Raw genomic sequence first — 4,596 nt, forward strand, 5'->3', positions numbered from 1 at the left:
TTCCTCAAAAATTTCTGTTTGTCCATCAACTTTAAGTTCATCACCAACATTGGAAGTTTCAATGTCATTCGAGGCAGAAAAATAAACCGTATCGCTCTGCATACTGATAATATAATCTTCTGTTGAATCTGCTAAATCACGCATGAAATAGCTATCATTCATGAGGGGAACATTAATTTCAGTTTCCCATTCGGGTGATTGAGGAGCCTTGATCGTGCAGGACGCAACCAGGATCAGAATCAAGAAGAAAATAATATGATTAGTGTATTTATTCATTTCTTTTTTTCCTTTCAATTATCTTAGTAAATTTATTTTTTTATTGATTGTTTTGCCATTTTTCAAATGTATTTTGTAAAAATATGTACCGTTCGCCACCTTATTTCCAACTTTATCTAATCCATGCCAAGTTATAATATATTCTCCGGCTGGTAAAATGCTGTTTTGGATAGTAGAAATTTTTTGCCCTTTTAAGTTAAAAACTTCTATCGAAATTTTCTGCGATTTGGAGAGAGTAAATGAAATGTTGTTGGTTCCCGAGAATGGGTTAGGATAGATGGATAAATTTTCTATATCGTTCTTATACGGTGGTTGATCAACGCTTTGCTCGAATGACCAAATCACATTTATCTCAAAATTTGTGGCTTCCGGAAATGTAACTGAGGTAATACCACCAGAATAAGTATAGGAACCGCCTGTAACGGAAGATGGTTCGTTCCCTGTGAAGAAACCAACAGTGCAGGAAGTATCCACATAACCCGCAGCAAAATCCTCATCAATATTTAAAACAATATTAGCAAAAACAGAATTGCTGATAATTGTGTTACCATCATAGACAAATTCTTGTCCTTCAGTCATAAAAATATTTTTGGGTATTTCATTGTCATCTTTCGAAACAATAAGTTGATGACCATCATAAGAAACTTCACTTTCAAAAAATGCCTGCGTTACAATCGAATGATCGTATTTTACCAAAGTAATTGTTTTCTCATTATCACTTGAGATTGTTCCCCCAATACATGAGCCTAAATTTATGGGAGTATAAGAAATATCCGCAGTAGTATTTTCGGGAATAATGAATGATGAATACAATGTCTCTGATGCGATTACATCTGCACATGTTACCGTGTGTGTGAAAAGAGAATCATATACACCGCCGTCATGGTAGTCATCATAATTTGAAAGGGTGATATCCTGAGTGGAGTTGATGAAAAAATTCAGATCAACATCCCCGACAGAATATGTAGAACCCAGAGGAGTCTCGGTGAAATCGTTTCCGGTGGTTCCTCCACCATTTCCGTGCAAAAGCCAGCTATATGTGTGAGAATTATTTGATGTAACAAAATCTGAAATAATAAAATATGAATTGTTGATAAAAGAAACACTTCGCTGGAAATAGGTGTCCTGATATTCAGTTAAAATCTCGCTGTAATCGAATCTATCAGTATCAAAATTGTTAGTTATAAAGGCATCGGTTCCGTTTGCGTAGATGGAACTTGCAGCTGGAGGACCTTCACCGTCCACTAATATCAGACTGTGATTTTTTGCATAACGAACAAAGTCCCGCTTGTCCCAACTGACATATCCGCTGTCCATTGCAAGCAGTTCACCGTAAGCGAAAATAACGAAGCTGGTGTTATCCGGATGTTCGTGTGTATGCCCTCCTTCACGTGCTATCCCAAATTCACCGAGAAGGCACATGTAAACTGCATCATTATCCCAGCTGCTGCGGAAAACCGCTTGACCCGCATCAATCAGGAATTGAGTAGGAGAAAACGCTGGTGGAGTATTACCAGCATAAGATTGATTAGATGCACAAACCACTTCCACATCAATATTGTCGGATGAATTAGAAACAAAATAGGGTTCATCAGCATTTTTATAATCCCAGGCAAGCAGATCATCATCCAGATATCCGGCAAGCATACCGTTGAAATAATAGGGATTTAAAAACGAATCATCAAAATTGGGTCGTGCTCCATTTGGCATACGGATTCTGATTCCCCAAATTGAATTAGCGTAGAAATTTTGTGTTAGCAGAAGGGGTTGTAATGATTCACCACCATAAGATTCTGTTTGTCCGTTCACAAAATTATAGTGAGATATTGCAAAAGGAAGGAAATTGCCACCCGCAAATCCTTGATAGTGAGGACCTTCAGCCCATCCGCCATCATCATCTACAATCCAACCGCCATCATCAGAAGGCATTTGGTTAAACTGTTTGTTCAGGGTCGTCATTGAATAATTTATCCATGTTTGAGGTTGTTTCCAACTATCCGGATTGGTTTCTGTGTTTAGCACTATGGCGGTCATCCCCATTGCGGATGCGAATTTTACGCCGTAATTGATTTGCTCTCCTTGACCATTTACCCACATCAACCAAAGCGGGTTAGTGTAGCTGTCATTTTCAACCAGATCATAATAAAGAGATGATGCAAGTTCGCTGATTTGGTTACGGATTGCCGTTTCATCATCACCAAAATCATAACCCATTCCCTTGAGGAAATCATAAGCAATACAAACCATGGAGATGGTTTCCGAATCCCAAAGAATATTTTTGTAATGCTCTTCGGTGGAAGAATATTCGTCTCTTTGGGTTACAAGCAGATACTCTTTTGCTTTGTCTGCATAGGTTGTGGTTCCGTTATTTTCGATAAGATAACGAAAAGCGGCACATCTTGCTACTCTTGCTTTGTCTCTTTCCTTTGAGCAGGATGAATAAGCGGTTTCAGATGTAGTTAAAATAGTTTCATACATTGCAGAGTATGGTTCTATTTGAACGCGTTCTCTTACGGCATCAATTGCCGAATCGCTGGAATCGATAACTGTTCTTGGCCAGTAAGTTTTTTCTGGATGCCATGCTCCTTGAGCAATTCCCAGTCCAAAAGTCGCCACTAAAATTATAAAGCATAGTACAATTATTTTTTTCATTTTTTTCCTTATATTTTTTTTGATTTTTATAAAAAAATTAAAAAGTGCAACATGGTGTCAAACTTTCTGAGATAATTCTCCCTTGATCTTCTTCCTAACCGGAGCAAATGTTTTTCTGTGAATGGGGCTAATACCAAAATTATTTATCGCTTCGATATGTTTTTTCGTGGGGTAGCCTTTGTGTGATTTAAAATCATATTGCGGGTATTTTTCATGAAAATCCATCATCAAATTATCTCGATACACTTTTGCGAGTATCGAAGCAGCTGCGATACAAAAATATTTACCATCCCCTCTAATTATCGGTTTTGCCGGAAATTTCAAGATAAAGTCATTGGATTTTGTAGGGAGATAGGGTCCATCAACCAATAAATAATCGGGTAATATTTCGAGTTTATCCAAACATTTTTGCATAGCCAAAAAAGATGCCTGAAGAATATTTATCTGATCAATTTTTTCAGAATCCACTGCTGAGATAGAATAATCTACTGCTTCTCTAATAATAATTTTAAATAATTTTTCTCTCTCGGAGGCTGATAATTTTTTTGAATCGTTCAATCTCGGAATTTTTGTATTCGGGTGAAGTATCACAGCAGCAGCAACTACCGGTCCCGCAATTGGTCCTCTGCCTGCTTCATCCAACCCCACAATTTTTTGGTATTTTCCAAACGATTTATATTCGGAAATCATCCAATCATTCTTTCTGCCAATAATAAAGCATTTTTCATGCTTTGCGGATTTGCCCTATTTTTCCCTGCAATGTCAAAAGCGGTGCCATGATCAACCGAAGTGCGAACAAAGGGAAGCCCCAAAGTTACATTCACTCCGGTATCGAATGAGAGCATTTTAAAAGGAATAAGTGCCTGATCGTGATAGGCAGAAATTATCATATCATATTTGTGGTAATTGCCTGAAAAAAATGTATCAGCCGGAAAAGGTCCATCAAGGCGCAAACCGGTTTCATTCAGTTTTTTTATAATAGGATGAAAAATGCTTAGCTCCTCGTTACCAAATTTCCCCTGTTCCCCACTGTGTGGGTTCAATCCAAGCAAAGCAATTTTGGGATTATCAATACCAAAATATTTTATGAGAGAAGAATGAATTAGTTTTATCTGATTTGTAATTTTCCCTGCAGAAAGAGAGGTGGAGACATCTTTTAGAGCAAGGTGAGTTGTGAGAATCGCCACATTGAGCTTCGGGCTAAAAAAGCTCATTATAAAATTATTGCAATCTGCTAAATTCGCAAAAAATTCCGTATGCCCGATAAATTCCGGATGGCGAATTTGAATAAAATGCTTGCTGATTGGAGCGGTAGCAATCGCTGAGATTTTTTGTTTTACAGCATCATATCCAGCATATTTTATAGCATTGTAAGCAGAGATTCCACTATTTTCAGAGGGATTGCCAGACAGAAACAAATCGGTTGGAGCAGTTTCTATCCAAAATAATTTGTCAGTAAAATTTATTGTATCTTCAACACGTGTTATTTTTTGCAAATTAGAAATAGTAAAATTTTGGGGTAAATTACCATAGAGGATCAGTTTGTTTTTCCCCTGATAATTTTGAATGGTATTTTTGACAATTTCCGGTCCGATTCCGGTGGGATCTCCTAATGTAATTCCGATTTTGTTCATGATAAAATTAATTCAACACCAGTCTTCTCATTCA

4 protein-coding genes are annotated in these 4,596 nt (G+C 37.3%); all 4 read right to left on the bottom strand.

Annotated features, from left to right (window positions below):
- Nucleotides 1-276 (bottom strand): hypothetical protein (locus tag U9P79_06980; protein MEA2104366.1); only part of this gene is annotated, 276 nt, incomplete at its 3' end.
- A gap of 18 nt (nt 277-294) precedes the next feature.
- Nucleotides 295-2,928: a heparinase II/III family protein gene (locus tag U9P79_06985; GenBank protein ID MEA2104367.1), complete on the bottom strand. Its 2,634-nt coding sequence runs from the start codon at nt 2,926-2,928 to the stop codon at nt 295-297.
- A 57-nt stretch (nt 2,929-2,985) separates the two neighbouring features.
- Nucleotides 2,986-3,618 carry a ribonuclease HII gene (locus tag U9P79_06990; GenBank protein ID MEA2104368.1) on the bottom strand — a complete coding sequence of 211 codons (633 nt, stop codon included), beginning with the start codon at nt 3,616-3,618 and terminating at the stop codon, nt 2,986-2,988.
- Nucleotides 3,615-4,562: a 4-hydroxythreonine-4-phosphate dehydrogenase PdxA gene (gene pdxA, locus U9P79_06995; protein ID MEA2104369.1), complete on the bottom strand. Its 948-nt coding sequence runs from the start codon at nt 4,560-4,562 to the stop codon at nt 3,615-3,617. The genes U9P79_06990 and pdxA overlap by 4 nt, the downstream gene beginning before the upstream one ends.
- Nucleotides 4,563-4,596 lie beyond the last annotated feature (34 nt).

The sequence above is a fragment of the Candidatus Cloacimonadota bacterium genome, from assembly GCA_034661015.1.
GTDB lineage: Bacteria > Cloacimonadota > Cloacimonadia > JGIOTU-2 > JGIOTU-2 > JAYEKN01.

Bases quoted from the DNA above. Each gene is read 5' to 3' on its own strand.
- pdxA (MEA2104369.1), bottom strand. From the start codon at position 4,562: ATGAACAAAATCGGAATTACATTAGGAGATCCCACCGGAATCGGACCG.
- U9P79_06990 (MEA2104368.1), bottom strand. From the start codon at position 3,618: ATGATTTCCGAATATAAATCGTTTGGAAAATACCAAAAAATTGTGGGG.
- U9P79_06985 (MEA2104367.1), bottom strand. From the start codon at position 2,928: ATGAAAAAAATAATTGTACTATGCTTTATAATTTTAGTGGCGACTTTT.